The organism is Natronocella acetinitrilica, from assembly GCF_024170285.1.
GTDB classification, from domain to species: Bacteria; Pseudomonadota; Gammaproteobacteria; order Nitrococcales; family Aquisalimonadaceae; genus Natronocella; species Natronocella acetinitrilica.
On sequence record NZ_JALJXV010000003.1, the window covers coordinates 319,509 to 332,052 of the forward strand.

15 protein-coding genes are annotated in these 12,544 nt (G+C 66.5%); 8 read left to right on the forward strand and 7 right to left on the reverse strand.

Annotation, left to right across the window (positions count from 1 at the left end):
• Nucleotides 1–88 precede the first annotated feature (88 nt).
• Entirely contained in the window at nt 89–1,012 is a 924-nt protein-coding gene (locus J2T57_RS07610) for an AAA family ATPase (protein ID WP_253476424.1), read from the forward strand.
• Nucleotides 1,013–1,025: 13 nt separating this feature from the next.
• On the opposite strand, the gene J2T57_RS07615 is transcribed toward J2T57_RS07610, so the two are convergent.
• Nucleotides 1,026–1,481, reverse strand: a complete 456-nt coding sequence (locus tag J2T57_RS07615; protein WP_253476426.1) for a type II toxin-antitoxin system HicB family antitoxin — start codon at nt 1,479–1,481, stop codon at nt 1,026–1,028.
• A 186-nt stretch (nt 1,482–1,667) separates the two neighbouring features.
• Here J2T57_RS07615 and J2T57_RS07620 point away from each other — a divergent pair, with 186 nt between their 5' ends.
• A complete protein-coding gene (locus J2T57_RS07620) occupies nt 1,668–2,210 on the forward strand; it encodes a hypothetical protein (RefSeq protein ID WP_253476428.1) in 543 nt (180 codons plus the stop codon).
• A gap of 3 nt (nt 2,211–2,213) precedes the next feature.
• On the opposite strand, the gene J2T57_RS07625 is transcribed toward J2T57_RS07620, so the two are convergent.
• Together J2T57_RS07625 and tnpA are read right to left on the reverse strand one after the other, a co-directional pair.
• Nucleotides 2,214–2,777: a hypothetical protein gene (locus J2T57_RS07625; protein WP_253476430.1), complete on the reverse strand. Its 564-nt coding sequence runs from the start codon at nt 2,775–2,777 to the stop codon at nt 2,214–2,216.
• 133 nt (nt 2,778–2,910) lie between these two features.
• Entirely contained in the window at nt 2,911–3,324 is a 414-nt protein-coding gene (gene tnpA, locus J2T57_RS07630) for an IS200/IS605 family transposase (RefSeq protein ID WP_253476432.1), read from the reverse strand.
• Nucleotides 3,325–3,346: 22 nt separating this feature from the next.
• On the opposite strand from tnpA, the gene J2T57_RS07635 reads away from it, so the two are divergent.
• On the forward strand, nt 3,347–4,570 hold the full coding sequence (locus J2T57_RS07635; protein WP_253476434.1) for an RNA-guided endonuclease InsQ/TnpB family protein: 1,224 nt from the start codon (nt 3,347–3,349) through the stop codon (nt 4,568–4,570).
• Nucleotides 4,571–4,690: 120 nt separating this feature from the next.
• On the opposite strand, the gene J2T57_RS07640 is transcribed toward J2T57_RS07635, so the two are convergent.
• Both J2T57_RS07640 and J2T57_RS07645 read right to left on the reverse strand, forming a co-directional pair.
• Nucleotides 4,691–5,197, reverse strand: coding sequence for a hypothetical protein (locus tag J2T57_RS07640; RefSeq protein WP_253476436.1), 507 nt, complete (start codon nt 5,195–5,197; stop codon nt 4,691–4,693).
• A gap of 64 nt (nt 5,198–5,261) precedes the next feature.
• Nucleotides 5,262–6,215, reverse strand: coding sequence for a 5'-3' exonuclease (locus J2T57_RS07645; RefSeq protein WP_253476438.1), 954 nt, complete (start codon nt 6,213–6,215; stop codon nt 5,262–5,264).
• A gap of 191 nt (nt 6,216–6,406) precedes the next feature.
• Here J2T57_RS07645 and J2T57_RS07650 point away from each other — a divergent pair, with 191 nt between their 5' ends.
• The 3 genes from J2T57_RS07650 to J2T57_RS07660 all read left to right on the forward strand — a co-directional run bounded on the left by J2T57_RS07650 (nt 6,407) and on the right by J2T57_RS07660 (nt 8,953).
• Nucleotides 6,407–6,757 carry a MarR family winged helix-turn-helix transcriptional regulator gene (locus tag J2T57_RS07650; RefSeq protein ID WP_253476440.1) on the forward strand — a complete coding sequence of 117 codons (351 nt, stop codon included), beginning with the start codon at nt 6,407–6,409 and terminating at the stop codon, nt 6,755–6,757.
• Nucleotides 6,758–6,938: 181 nt separating this feature from the next.
• Nucleotides 6,939–7,283 carry a hypothetical protein gene (locus tag J2T57_RS07655; protein WP_253476441.1) on the forward strand — a complete coding sequence of 115 codons (345 nt, stop codon included), beginning with the start codon at nt 6,939–6,941 and terminating at the stop codon, nt 7,281–7,283.
• On the forward strand, nt 7,283–8,953 hold the full coding sequence (locus J2T57_RS07660; protein ID WP_253476443.1) for an SNF2-related protein: 1,671 nt from the start codon (nt 7,283–7,285) through the stop codon (nt 8,951–8,953). Before J2T57_RS07655 ends, J2T57_RS07660 begins: the two co-directional genes overlap by 1 nt.
• Nucleotides 8,954–9,154: 201 nt before the next feature.
• On the opposite strand, the gene J2T57_RS07665 is transcribed toward J2T57_RS07660, so the two are convergent.
• Together J2T57_RS07665 and J2T57_RS07670 are read right to left on the reverse strand one after the other, a co-directional pair.
• Nucleotides 9,155–10,336 carry an ATP-binding protein gene (locus J2T57_RS07665; protein ID WP_253476445.1) on the reverse strand — a complete coding sequence of 394 codons (1,182 nt, stop codon included), beginning with the start codon at nt 10,334–10,336 and terminating at the stop codon, nt 9,155–9,157.
• 187 nt (nt 10,337–10,523) lie between these two features.
• On the reverse strand, nt 10,524–11,108 hold the full coding sequence (locus tag J2T57_RS07670; protein WP_253476447.1) for a hypothetical protein: 585 nt from the start codon (nt 11,106–11,108) through the stop codon (nt 10,524–10,526).
• Nucleotides 11,109–11,260: 152 nt separating this feature from the next.
• Here J2T57_RS07670 and J2T57_RS07675 point away from each other — a divergent pair, with 152 nt between their 5' ends.
• Both J2T57_RS07675 and J2T57_RS07680 read left to right on the forward strand, forming a co-directional pair.
• Nucleotides 11,261–11,482 (forward strand): hypothetical protein, encoded by a 222-nt coding sequence (locus J2T57_RS07675; protein ID WP_253476449.1) that lies wholly within the window; start codon nt 11,261–11,263, stop codon nt 11,480–11,482.
• Between the two features lie 86 nt (nt 11,483–11,568).
• Nucleotides 11,569–12,426: a hypothetical protein gene (locus tag J2T57_RS07680; protein WP_253476451.1), complete on the forward strand. Its 858-nt coding sequence runs from the start codon at nt 11,569–11,571 to the stop codon at nt 12,424–12,426.
• Nucleotides 12,427–12,544: the final 118 nt, after the last annotated feature.

Here is a 12,544-nt window from a genome sequence, read left to right on the forward strand (position 1 = left end):
CTGTAATTAATTATAAGTCAATGAAAAGGGCGACCGATGGCGTCCCTTTCTGAGATATAATGGAGTAATAAGAAAGGAGACAGCTACCGTGACCACCACCCGGATCATCAACCTGATTGGCGCGCCGTGCGCGGGCAAGTCCACCGTCGCGGCAGGGCTTTTTCATGCCATGAAGATGCGCGGCATGCGCGTTGAGCTCGTCACCGAGTTCGCCAAGGACGTGGTCTGGGACGGACACTTCTCGCTGCTCGAGGACCAGATCTTCGTCTTCGCCGAGCAGCACCGACGACTCAACCGCCTGGTCGGCAAGGTCGACTACATCATCACCGACAGCCCCCTGCTGCTCTCCGCCTTCTACCAGCCAGCGGGCTATCCGGAGACCTTCACGCCGATGGTGGTCGACTTCTACCACCGCTACGACAACCGCCTCTACTACCTCGAGCGCACCGCCGACTACAGCGCCGATGGGCGCTTGCAGATGGAGCAGGAGGCCGATGAGATCGCCGCCGGGCTGCTCGCCTTTCTCGCCGGTACGGGGGTTGACTACACGCCGCTTGCAAGCGACCGCGAGGCGGTCGAGCGGATCCTGACGGACGTGCTCGCCGACTCGCCGGGGCGCACGCGCAGTGGCTACACAGCGGCGCTCGAGCCACTGATCGGCGCGCACCGCGCGCACCTGGGGCTCGACCCCGATGACTGGTCACTGCCCGCGCTGGAGCGCTACAGTGGTGAGTTCCTGCTCGGGCTTTGTGGCGGCGAGCTGCGCTGCCTGCGCCTCGCCGCGGACTTCGAGCCGGACGCCCTCGTGGGCGAGGGTGCGGCGATCATGACCCGCGAGGCCTATGCGCGCGAGGCGATCATCGCCGAGAGCGAGACGATCATCCATGGCCGGGTTGGCAGCGTCGGCACGGTCAGTGCGGCGCGCGCAGGGGAAGTCCTTGCCGCACACTGCCGACACGCCCGGCGCCGCGCGCACCGGGCGCTCCAGGAGCCGATCCAGCTGCTGCGCTAGCCCCGCCGTCGGGCTAGTGCGCCGCGATCCCCGAGCCCTCGCCGCGGGTGGTGAGCTCGAGCGTCAGTCTGAGCCCAAGGGCGGCGAGCGCCCGCTCGATATCCTCAAGCCGCGCCCGCTTATCCGGGTCAAGCAGCCGCGCGGCGCTCTTTGCGTTCATCCCAAGGGCCCCGCCAAGCTCCGCCGCCGAGCGCACACCGGTGCGCTGCATCGCGAAGTACAGCGCAAGCTTGGCGGCAAGCCAACCGGGCACCGGCACCGAGGTGTCCCCGCTCTCCGGGGCCGGGGCAGGCAGCGGCGCGCCGATCTTCAGCCGCGTGGCCAGCGCCTCGGTGAGAATCTCGGTTGCCTGGCGATAGGCCTCGAGCTCCTCGCCCTGGGCGATTGGCGTATCGGGCAGGTCGGGGAAGGTGAGCTCAATCTCCTGGCCACCAGCGTAGCGCATCAGCGCGGGGTAGGAAAAACGCATAACGAGTCCTCCTTGGCGTTTTGACCGGGCCCCTGTCCCGGGCGGAACCATAAGCCATGGCCCTTCCGGCAAGGTAGTGCAGGTGCTGGGCTTTTGCCAGTCTTCGGCAGGCAGGCCGCGGGCGGGGCTGCGGGTGCGGCCCAAAAGGCGCTAGACTCCCCGGAGGACAGCGGCAGGGGAGTGGCAATGGGACGGGTGATTCGACTCGATGCGTACTGCGCGATTGCCGCGTTGCGGGCGCTGATCGGCACAGAAGAGCCTGCGCGGCAAACACCGGGTCCCGGAATCGAGCTCTCCCTGTGGGATCTGCGCGCGGACTGCGGGCTCTCGCGTCGCGCCGACCCCCTGGAGCTCATCTCGCTCGCCGGGACGCTCGGCGAGCAGCGCGATGTCGCACGGCAGGTGCTTGAGCGCGGCCTCTTCGCGCTTGCCGATCGCGACGCCGAGGGCGCGCTTGAGGCGCGCGAGGCGGTGCTCTACAGCCGAGCGCTGGTGCACTATGTGGCGAGCACGACGAGCTTCATGGCGGCAGCGAGCGATGGCCCGCTCGAGGACTGCCTGTTCCTGGTTGTGCTCTGCGCCGACGGGGGCTCGGGGGCGCGTGCGCTTTGCGTCGCGCTCCCGGGGCTTTGTGCGCCGCTCAGCCACGCGCAGCTGGTCCGCGTCGCTCAACGTGCGGCAGCGCTTGCCGGCGCGGGCGAGGGCGCCTGTGCCCCCACCCGCGGCTAGTCTTCACGCCCCGGGCGAGTGAGGGCGCGCGCGGTACTGCTGTCTGCGGTTATTCTTCCAGCCCGAGCGCTCACCGCGCAGCGGCGCGTCGAAGTCATCGAGGGTGTGGCGCACGTAGGCCGCGCGGCGCGCGCGCACTAGTGCGTCCCGACCAAGGCCAAGCGCCCCGGCCTGGTCACGGGTGGCCGCATCGGCGCGAAGCTCCTGGCGGGCGCTGTGGCGGACGTTGCGATAGCCACCGGTGTTGGCGCGGCGTCGGCGTCGGCTCGGGCGACGGGTCACGATGCGCTGCGCACCGGGGAGCGTGCGCGGGTCCCGGATGCGGCCATGGCCATCGCGCAGGCGAGCGCAGATACCGGCAGCGGTGAGGGTGATCTCGCCAAGGTGCAGGTGGCGCGGCACACAGAAGACCCGGGCAAGCGGGTCATGCGGCACGGGGCGAAAGTGCGGCCCGAAGTGGCGGTAGAAGTAGGACGGCACGCGGGCGCGAAACGTGTTCGCGTCGGCAAAGGCAATCCACTGCCCGCAGCGGGTCTCAAGCAGCAGGGGGGTGGGGTGGTTGATCATGGCGCTCTCCTAGTGAATGGTCACTAGATGAAGCCCGTGCGCCTCCGGCGTGCTGTTGCTGACCAAGTGCGCGACAAGCCCCGCCGTTCAGGGCGGGGAAGGATAGCGCCGGCGGCGCAGCCGCCCCTGCGGCTCAGGCCGGCGTCTGTTGCTGCTCGATGTACTGGCGCACGATGGAGATCGGCGCGCCACCACAGCTCGCCGCAAAGTAGGAGGGCGACCAAAGGACGCCCTTGAAGTAGCGACTCTGGATATCCGGGCGTTCCTTGCGCAGAAGGCGGCTGGACACGCCCTTGAGGCTGTTCACGAGGCTCGAGACGGCGATCTTTGGTGGATACTCGACCAGCAGGTGTACATGATCGTCCTCGCCATCCATTTCGATCAGGGCTGCATCGAAGTCGGTGCAGACGCGTGCGAAGATCGCGCGCAGTCGCTCGATGGCGTCGCCATCGAATACATTGCGGCGATACTTCGCCACAAAGACCAAATGCACGTGCATCTTGAAAACGCAGCGCCTACCGTGCCTCAAGTCGTTGTCAGTTGCCATAGGCCAAACTATAATAGAGGCTATGAAGCGCCAGCAAGCTTTCAAGTTCGAGCTGCGCCCCAACGGCGAGCAGCAGCGCCAGATGCGCCGCTTCGCCGGCGCGTGCCGCTTCGTCTTCAACCGGGCGCTGGCGCTTCAGAAGGAGCGCTATCGGCAGGGCGAGAAGCACCTCGGCTATGCGGGTCTCTGCAAGCTTCTCACCGAATGGCGCAACAGCGCCGAGACCGCCTGGCTGGCGGATGCGCCGGTGCACCCGCTGCAGCAGTCGCTGAAGGATCTCTGCCGGGCGTACACCCACTTCTTCGAGAAGCGCGCCGAGCGGCCGCGGTTCAGGAAGAAAGGGCTGTCCGAGAGCTTCCGCTACCCTGACCCGAAGCAGCTCCGGCTCGACCAGGCGAACAGCCGCCTCTACCTGCCGAAGCTCGGGTGGCTTCGCTACCGCAACAGCCGGGGTGTGCTGGGCACGGTGAAAAATGTCACCGTCAGCCAGGCGGGTGGCAAATGGTTTGTGTCGATACAGACCGAGCGCGAGGTGCAGCAACCGCTGCCGCAAGCCGTCAGCGCGATCGGGATCGACATGGGCATCGCGCGTTTCGCAACGCTCTCGGACGGCACGTTCTATGCGCCACTGAACAGCTTCAGGCGCCACGAGCGGTCCCTGCGCAAGGCGCAGCAGGCCATGGGCCGCAAGACCAAATTCAGCAGCAACTGGAGGAAGGCAAAGGCGCGTATCCAGCGCATCCACACCCGGATCGGCAATGCCCGCCGCGACTACCTGCACAAGGCCACGACCACGATCAGCAAAAGCCACGCGATGGTGTGTATCGAGGAGCTGCAGGTGCGCAACATGTCGAAGTCGGCGGCGGGCTGCGTTGAGAAACCGGGGAGACATGTTCGGGCCAAGTCCGGCCTGAATAAGGCGATTCTCGATCAGGGATGGTTCGAGTTCCGCCGCCAGCTCGACTACAAGCTCGCGTGGAGCGGCGGATGCCTCATCGCCGTGGCGCCACAGAACACGAGCCGGACCTGCCCGCGCTGCGGCCATGTGTCGAAGGACAACCGGCGCAAGCAGGCACTGTTCGCGTGCCTGGACTGCGGCTTCGAGGAGCATGCGGACCTGGTCGGCGCCATCAATATTCTAAGGGCGGGACACGCCCGGTTCGCCTGTGAAGTGAGCGATGAAGTAATGTCGCCAGCAGCAGGAACCCACCGAAGCGACTCAGGGTACGCTCCATGCGTAGCCTGAGCGCCGTAGGAATCATCGGCCTTCAGGCCGGTGAGGATGTCAAATGGTGCTCTCTTCTCCTGGGTTCGTGTTGCCTATCCGCCGGGGGCCCGCGCGCTGCGAGCCCGGCGGGTGGGTCCATCAGCCGATAAAGAGGCTGCCGCCTGGTGCGATATGGGGAATCTCCCCAGCGGCGATGGCGCGCCTGACCGCCGCCTGGATGGCAGCCGCCATCTCGCCGCGTGCCACCACGGCATCGACACCCTCGCCATTCGCCACGGCGAAATCCGCATGCAGGAGGAGGTCAATGGCGGCGGGGACAACGGGGTCCTTGGCGCGTTTCGCGGCGATCGCGAACGTCTCGTCCACCTCATCGAGGTCTTCGGCGTCATCGAGATACGCCCGCAGGCTGCCATCATCGATCGCCCGGCGGATCAGTGTCTCGGCATACTCACGCGTCCAGTCACAGCTCGCCACTCCGGCATCGGGCACCACGTCGCGCAGGTCAAAGAGAAACCCCTCGCAGCCGTAGAAGTAGGTGCTCTGCATGTCCGGGTGGCGCTCATCAAAGGCAAACGAGATGACAAGCCCGCGGTGGGCGAGGAACGGCACGGCGGAGAAGGTGAACGCGGCGTTGATCGCTGCCATGGGAAGCTCCTCTGATGTCTGAGTCCTTTATTATACAGACAATAAAATATAAGTCAATAAGGAACTAGAAGCCCATGGCCACCTGGGGGTCGTCATTGCGCGGGGTCTGTGGCGCCGCAGACGCTGCCACCGGCGCGCTGACAGACGGCGGGGCAGGCGGCGTTGCGGCCTCGCCGCTGATCGATTTCGGCAGCCCGCCGAGATCAAGGCTTGCCATCATCGCCGCCATGGCCGCGGTCAGTGGCTCCTCGCGCACCAGGTCGGCGAGAGCCAGGCCTGTCTCGCAGTCGCAGCGGATGGTGGCAAGCTCCCGGCAGAGCGCGAACTGCGGCAGATGCGCGCGCAGCCGCTCGCCGACCTTGCCCTTGACGTTGTCGGCGCTGGCGATGATGGCGTCAAGCGTGCCGTGGTCAGCAAGCCAGCGCACGGCGGTCTTCGGTCCCACGCCGTCAACCCCCGGGATATTATCGGAGGTATCGCCGAGCAGTGTCAGGTAGTCGATCATCTGCGCCGGGGCAACCCCGTGGCGCGCCTGCACAGCCTCGGCATCGAGCAGGACGTTGTTGCGCGGGTCCCAGATTTTGATCCGCTCATCGACCAGCTGGCAGAGATCCTTGTCCGGCGTTGCAATCACCACATCAAGGCCGGCCTCGGCACCGAGGCGCGCGAAGGTGCCCATGGTGTCGTCGGCCTCGATACCGGGCACGGCCACCACCGGGTAGCCGGCATAGCCAAGCAGCAGCTGGAGGTGGGCGAGCTGGGAGAGCGCCTCCGGGGGCTTTGGCCCGCGGTTCGCCTTGTAGTCGGGGTAGAGCGTCTCGCGGAAGGTTGCCCCCGGCACATCGAAGACCACCGCCAGGTGGCTCGACGGGTGGGCGTGCACCAGCTCCTCGATGCCGTAGTAGGCGCCCATGATGGCGCCGATCTCCTCGCCACTGGCACTCTGGCGCGGGGCGCGGGAGTGAAAGGCGCGGTAGAAGCACGAGGAGGCGTCGATCAGCAGCAGTCGCTGGTCCATGGGGGTATCCTGGAGTCTGCAAGGTTACCGGTAACAATACATTATTTTAGGGTTTATTTCCAGTCTGCCGTGTCGAGGGACCGCACCCGCAAGCGCGCGCATCGGCATCGTGGGCGACCCCCGCTCGCCTTTCCGGGACTACTCGGGTACCGTGGCCCGCCAGGCCACCACGACAGGAGATCAAGTAGACCATGCGCCAGGACACCCTCGCCATCCACACCCTGATCACCACCACGGGGCATTTGCGCGCGCTCGACAGCCGCATCGAGGCGCAGGCCGTGCTCTGCTTCGCGCTGATCGCAGCCCACCCGGGTATCGCCATGAGTGACCTCGCCGAGCGCCTTGGTCTTACCCTCGGCGGGACCTCGCGCAACATCTCCAAGCTCTGCGATGTCGGCAATGGCCTTGGCCTGGTGAGCCGTGAGGAGGATCCAGTCGACCGGCGCCTGAAGCGCATGCGCCTCACCGAGCGGGGCGAGCGCTTCTGTCGCGATCTCGGCGGCGCCCTCGCTGCGATCACCCCGCCGAGGGAGTGGCGCTAGGGCGCGCGGCGCAAGGCGAGGACCCAGCAGCCCGGCCCACCGCCGGCGGGCAGGCCGGGCTTGCATGGCGTATATAAAAAAGGGAAAATAAAAAGATCCTACAGCGGGGCGAGGGCAGGCGGTGGCGTGCGAGACGATGACAGGCGGGCAGACAGGGGCGCTCGCGGCCCTCATGCATGTGATGGACGCGCTCGACGGCGCGCGGCTCTCGCTCACCCGCGAGAAGCGCACCCAGGCTGAGATCGGGGATCTCCTCGAGAGGGCTGGGCTCGCGGCGCGCCGCGAGGTGGTGCTGGATGCCGTTTCTGTGATCGACTTTCTGGTCGGTGATGAGTGCGAGGCCGGTGTTGGCATCGAGGTGAAGCTGCGCGCCCCGCGCATGGCGATCTACCGCCAGCTCGAGCGTTACGCGGCATCCCCGGCGATCGGTGGGCTGCTGCTTGTCTCCAATACCGCGATCAGCCTGCCCGGGACGATCGGCGGCAAGCCTGCGCGGGTGCTCTCGCTTGGCGCGGGGTGGCTTTGATGCGGACCTACGGAGAACTTGCCCGTGACAAGGAGGCGGGGCGCTGGGTGCTCTGCGAGCTCGCCCCGCATGTCGCCATTCGCCTGAAGCAGCTCTTCCCGCGGCTTGCCAAGTGGGAGACGCGCGTCTTTCGCTTCCCCGCCGATGACATCCACTGCGCGGATCTTGCCTGGTTCACGGCGCGCTACCCGCTTGCGATGAAGGCGGCGGACAGAAAGGCGCTCCTTGCCGGTGAGCGGCGCTACCACCGCTCCTGCACGCAGCGCGAGGAGATCCTGACACCCGACTACACGCCGAGTGTGCTGACCGGGCTCAGGCCCGGGCAGGCCGTGCGCCCCTACCAGGGCCAGGCCATTGACCTGGTGTGCTCGCGCCGCACGCTGCTTCTCGGCGACGATGTCGGCCTCGGCAAGACTTACTCCGCGGCAGGCCTCATGGTCTCGCCGGGCACGCTGCCCGCAGCAGTTGTCGTGCAGACCAATCTCCAGTACCAGTGGGAGGAGAAGCTCACCGGTTTCACGACCCTTCGGGTTCACCGGATCAGAAAGGCGCGGCCCTACGCGCTGCCAGAGGCCGATGTCTATCTCTTTCGCTACAGCCAGTTGCTCGGCTGGATCGACTTCTTCCAGACCGGCTTTTTCACCGCGGCGGTGTTCGATGAGGCCCAGGAGCTTCGCACCGGGCGGGAGAGCGCCAAGGGGCGAGCTGCCGCGGCGCTTGCGGCGGCCGCCGACTACCGCCTGGGGCTCTCCGCGACGCCGATCTACAACTACGGGGTCGAGATGTGGAACATCTACGACATCCTCGAGCCGGGGCTCCTTGGCAGCCACGAGGAGTTCCTGCGCGAGTGGACCAATGGCGATCAGGTGGTGCGCGACCCCGATGCGCTTGGCACCTACCTGCGCGAGCAGCACGTCTTCCTGCGCCGCACCAAGGCCGACGTCGGCCAGCAGATGCCGCCGGTCAACACCCTGGTCGAGCATGTCTCCTCCGACCCCGGCGCACTCGCTGCGGTGGAGGAGCTCGCCCGGGCGCTCGCGCAGAAAACCACCACCGGGAGCTTCATGGAGCGCGGGCGGGCCGGGCGCGAGCTCGACCTGCTGCTGCGCCAGGCGACGGGCATTGGCAAGGCGCCGGCGGTGGCGCAGTTCGTGCGCATCCTTCTTGAGGCGGGCGTGCCGGTGCTGCTCGCCGGTTGGCACCGCGAGGTCTACCGGATCTGGCTCGAGGCGCTCGCCGAGTTCAACCCCGTGATGTACACCGGCAGCGAGTCACCGGCGCAGAAGGAGGCGGCCAAGCGCGCTTTCGCGAGCGGGGAGACCAACCTCATGATCATCTCGCTGCGCTCCGCCGCTGGGCTCGATGGCATCCAGTACCGCTGCTCGACCGTGGTCGCCGGCGAGCTCGACTGGTCACCGAAGGTCCATGAGCAGCTCGTCGGGCGGCTCTACCGTGAGGGGCAGACAACGGTGGTCGACGCCATCTATCTCAACACCGATGATGGTTCAGACCCGCCCATGGTCGAGCTCCTGGGGCTGAAGGACGCGCAGTCAGCGGCCATCATTGACCCCAACGCCCCGGTGCGCCGACGGCACAGCGACAAGGGCCGCATCCAGGCGCTCGCCGAGCGCTACCTGGCGGGCCGGGAGGGGGGTGCTGCCGCCGCCTGAGCCAACCGCCCCGGGGACGGGCGGCTTTTCCGCGGCGCCGGCCCTGCTAACATCGGAAGAGCGTGGCGAGCAGGTGTACTGGCGGCGCGGATCCGCGATCAGCTTGATCCGGCCTAGCGCGCCGAGCGCAGGCGCCGTGTGCGCGCAGAATGCCCTCAGGCAGCGATTGGCCACCAAGGCCGCGCCTCCTGAGGTAGCCGACTAGGCGGGTGGGCCCCAGTTCGGCACTTCACGCAGCATGAACTCATCGAAGAGGGGAACCGTGAATGCGGTCTCCCCGTGCGACGGGCTCCAGATCATTCCCTTCTTCGTGAGCCCGCTGCGAAGCGGCCCCAGGTTCTCCACCCGTTTCCCCAGAATCCTTGCTATTTCACCTGAGCGATGGGGGCCGGGCCCGAGCTCAGCCATCGCCCGGAGATAGTCCTGCTCTCGTGGGGTGAGGCGATCAAACCGAACCCGGAAAAAGCTCCTGTCCAGCGCCTCAATCGCTTCTACGAGCGCGATTTCGACATCTTCCGGATCAATCGGTGATGTTTCGGCGGCCCGCCATGCGTGCTTTCCCCACTCCTGAAGAAAATAGGGATACCCTTCGGTCTGCTCCACGATCATGGCGAGCGCATTGTCCCAAATCTCCGCGCCCTCAGCCTCGATGGGCTGCCTGATGGCATCCATAGCAGCGGGGACACTCAGTGGCCCCACAGATGGATAGTCGAACAACCTTTCAGCATACGATTTCGCATCTCCGGCGAGTCCGGCAACCTGGGGGAGTCCGGCCCCAAAGAGCACCACAGGCAAGCCCCGCTGGCTGATCGTATGGAATGCGACGATCAGGGCACGAAGATCCTCCTCGCCGAGGTACTGAACCTCATCAATCAGAAGGGCAACGCTCGTTTCGGCCGCGCGCGCAGCCTTGCCGACGCTCACCAGCAATCCCGGCAAGTCGACTTCGAGATTCCCACTGTCTGCGACATGCGGATCCACAACCTCAACGCTGATCTCGCCGATGGACACCCTGAAGACACTGGCAAACCCCTGCAGGGCACCAAGCGCCTGCCTCGCCAGGTCCCTGGCCTTTTCCGTGTGACTTAACCGGATCAGCAAGCCCTTCAGCGCTGGCGCGAGATAGCTCGCCAGACGCTGCCCTTCCGGCGCCTCCAGGATTACGACGTAGTACCCGATGTCCTCGGCAATCTCTCCGATCCTGTTCAGCAGCACTGTTTTCCCGACGCCACGAAGTCCAAGCAGCATGAGGCTCTTGTCAGGGCGCCCCCTGCGAATGCGCTGCAAGGTGATGTCCGCAGCAGACAGGATGTCGTCGCGACCGACCAGTGCTGGCGGAGGCGTTCCAGCACCAGGCGCGAAGGGATTTCTTATGGGGTCCATCGCAGTCAAGACCTCGGCTCGGGTGGCCTCGTACAAACCTGCCCATCGATGCGGCAACGGCGAGACCAGACTGTAGAGAGTTTATCCTAACTTACCAATCTATTGTCGTCTATTGCAGTCTATCGCCTGTCTCACAACAGGCGCCACGACGTCCAGTGAGGCGCTGACCCGGGGTTGGCGGGCAGGGCTAGGGCGATGGCGAGGGCGAGGGCGTCTGCGCGACTCTGCGCGCCCGGGGGGCGAGTGCCTGGGCGAGACGCTGCTCACCACCAGGGCGCCAGGCGAAATCCTGCCGCGCGGCAATCCGCCGGATGACTCCTACCGGGTCGATGTCGGCGAGCCAGCCTCCGGACTCTGGCTCGTCGATGGCAAGCGCATCGCCATGGCCAAGGGCATAGCCCCCGAGGATCACGACCGCCTGGGGCCGCAAAGCGACCCACACCGAATCATCGATCACCGGTTCGGTGATGATGCCGTCGAACCCGCCGCGAAGGAGCCGGGCACGATCAGCACCTCCCAGGGAGAAGAACGCCTCCGCGATCTCGCAGATCCACGGCGAGGCGATCTCGGCGAGGCAGAGCAGCACCCGGGGGCTTGCCGCCCCGGCATCCGCGCAGGCGCACTGGGCATACGTCCGCGCCGCGAGCTCCGACTCGGCCAGGTGTACGCCAAGGGCATTGTTCGCCTCCCGGGCGTTGTCACTTAGGCGAAACTGCGCAAAACCATGGGCCGTGCCATGGAAGAGCAGCGCGTAGGGGGATCGTGTGTCCATACGCCTAGCGTACACACCCCGGACTCATCTGGGTAATTATAAGTCGTAATTTAATCCTTGGCGGCACAACGGCTGATCCCCCCAACCGGATGTTGCGCAGCAGCAATATGGTTAAAATGTTTAAAATTAAATCACCACAAGAGTATCCAGCCATGCAGAACACTGACAGCAACATCCCCACCTACGCCGAGATGGACGCGATCATGCGCGCTGCCCGCCGCGAGCAGGCCCGGGTCCTGCGCGCACTGGCTATCCGTGCCTGGCGCGCCTTTGCCCGCCGCACCCCTGTTGATCGCGCGGCCCCGGCGGTGGTGCTCACCCCGGCGCGGGTGATTCCCGTTGGCGCCATCGAGGCGGCCCGTCGCGCCGCCTGAGACGCCCGTGCGGCTGCCCGGCAAGCGAGCGCCCCGTGGTATACTGATCCCAATCGTCAGGAATCAAGACCCCGGGGCACACTTCCATGGCCGGAACTCTCTCTTTGCTGCCGCGCATCACCCCCGCAGAACCTGGCTCCGGGCAGGGGCGGGAGTTTGACTACACGCTGCCGAATGGGCGGCGCTTCAATGTGCTCGAGTGCGAGCGGGATCGCTACTTTCTCTGCGAGCTGATCCCGAGCGGGCGGGTTGTCACATCATCCCCCGCGGCGCGGGTGCCGCACGCCGAAGACCACCCGGTGCTAAAGGCGATTCTCCGCGAGAAAGGCCCCAATGCGGTGTGCGAGACGGCGCAGGCGGCCGGCATCGACCCCAACGACATGGTCCTAAGCGGCGCAGGTGTCAGCGCCTACGCTCGCTTCCACGCCTCGCGCGCGGCCTGCGAGAACGAGATCTTCCGGGTAGTCGCCGAGGATGTCTGGTATCAGCATGAGGACCCGGCACTCAAACGCGACCCCGAGCACCAGGCGGCGCTTGCCGCGCAGGACGCAGCGGAGCGTGAGGCCTATCAGCGCGCCCAGCAGGCGCAGTGCGCCGAGGCGCTCGCGGCGCCTGGGCTTTTCCGCGGCTGCCACAACCTGCACGGACCACTGTCGCAGGAGACGCAACGGGCCATCCTCGCCTACCTGAATGCCCCCAACGAGGCGCGCTGGGAGGCGATCTCGGGGCTTATCATCGGGCCTGCCATGACAACCCTCTGGCAGGCCTGGTCGGCGGTCGATCCGCGGGCGCCGGTGTCTTTGCCCCTGGAGGCGGATGCCAATGGCAGGCGCTGGCCGCGCCTCCCGGAGCCGGAGTGTCTGCGTGAGGCGATTCGCCGGGTTGGTGCGCGCGCCGAGGCGTTGGCGCGCGGGCAGACGCCTCACCACGAGGGCGGCCCATGAGTCTCCTGCTGGTGGTGCTCGCGGCCCATGTGGGGGTCGGGGCGGCGCTGCTCGCCCTCGCGGCCATGCTCTCGGCAGGACCGGGAGAGCCCTGAGTCCAACACGTCTGCGCCACCGT

Bases quoted from the DNA above. Each gene is read 5' to 3' on its own strand.
- J2T57_RS07620 (WP_253476428.1), top strand. From the start codon at position 1,668: ATGGGACGGGTGATTCGACTCGATGCGTACTGCGCGATTGCCGCGTTG.
- J2T57_RS07625 (WP_253476430.1), bottom strand. From the start codon at position 2,777: ATGATCAACCACCCCACCCCCCTGCTGCTTGAGACCCGCTGCGGGCAG.
- J2T57_RS07665 (WP_253476445.1), bottom strand. From the start codon at position 10,336: ATGGACCCCATAAGAAATCCCTTCGCGCCTGGTGCTGGAACGCCTCCG.
- J2T57_RS07675 (WP_253476449.1), top strand. From the start codon at position 11,261: ATGCAGAACACTGACAGCAACATCCCCACCTACGCCGAGATGGACGCG.
- J2T57_RS07645 (WP_253476438.1), bottom strand. From the start codon at position 6,215: ATGGACCAGCGACTGCTGCTGATCGACGCCTCCTCGTGCTTCTACCGC.
- J2T57_RS07650 (WP_253476440.1), top strand. From the start codon at position 6,407: ATGCGCCAGGACACCCTCGCCATCCACACCCTGATCACCACCACGGGG.
- J2T57_RS07680 (WP_253476451.1), top strand. From the start codon at position 11,569: ATGGCCGGAACTCTCTCTTTGCTGCCGCGCATCACCCCCGCAGAACCT.
- J2T57_RS07615 (WP_253476426.1), bottom strand. From the start codon at position 1,481: ATGCGTTTTTCCTACCCCGCGCTGATGCGCTACGCTGGTGGCCAGGAG.
- J2T57_RS07640 (WP_253476436.1), bottom strand. From the start codon at position 5,197: ATGGCAGCGATCAACGCCGCGTTCACCTTCTCCGCCGTGCCGTTCCTC.
- J2T57_RS07670 (WP_253476447.1), bottom strand. From the start codon at position 11,108: ATGGACACACGATCCCCCTACGCGCTGCTCTTCCATGGCACGGCCCAT.
- J2T57_RS07635 (WP_253476434.1), top strand. From the start codon at position 3,347: ATGAAGCGCCAGCAAGCTTTCAAGTTCGAGCTGCGCCCCAACGGCGAG.
- J2T57_RS07660 (WP_253476443.1), top strand. From the start codon at position 7,283: ATGCGGACCTACGGAGAACTTGCCCGTGACAAGGAGGCGGGGCGCTGG.
- J2T57_RS07655 (WP_253476441.1), top strand. From the start codon at position 6,939: ATGGACGCGCTCGACGGCGCGCGGCTCTCGCTCACCCGCGAGAAGCGC.
- tnpA (WP_253476432.1), bottom strand. From the start codon at position 3,324: ATGGCAACTGACAACGACTTGAGGCACGGTAGGCGCTGCGTTTTCAAG.